Origin of the sequence: Halomonas sp. SIMBA_159, assembly GCF_046536035.1 — a bacterium.
Classification (GTDB): domain Bacteria; phylum Pseudomonadota; class Gammaproteobacteria; order Pseudomonadales; family Halomonadaceae; genus Vreelandella; species Vreelandella venusta_A.
This window is the reverse complement of sequence record NZ_JAWJBT010000246.1, coordinates 1-324: the sequence shown is the minus strand read 5'-3', so window position 1 is coordinate 324 and position 324 is coordinate 1. Positions and strand designations below refer to the sequence as shown.

Annotated in this window: 1 protein-coding gene; it reads left to right on the top strand. The window is 66.0% G+C overall.

The window, feature by feature from the left end:
- The coding region (locus tag R0J87_RS19165; RefSeq protein WP_498888225.1) for a hypothetical protein at nt 1–324 on the top strand (324 nt) is incomplete at both ends.

Sequence of the window (324 nt, the reverse complement as noted above, 5' to 3'; positions counted from 1 at the left end):
CGCTGGTCCAGCAGATCGCGGGGCTCGTCGTCATGCTCGGCAGCATCATGGGCTGGGTCGTGACCGAAGGCGGCGTGGACAAAGAGAAGGAGCGGACGAAGCAGCGGTCCGCCGAGCTGGAAATCATCCACGGCAACAACAAGCAGCCGGAGCGCAACGGCTCCAGCGGACACGCTGGCATCGGCGTGCTGGCAGCGATGGTCATGGCCACCTCAGTAGTCGCAGCGGGCTGCGTGGCCAGCGACGACAGCGACGGATACGCCGCCCTGACCGACCTGCCGCCGGAGCAGTCGTACTACATCCAGCTCCAGAGCTTCAACGACC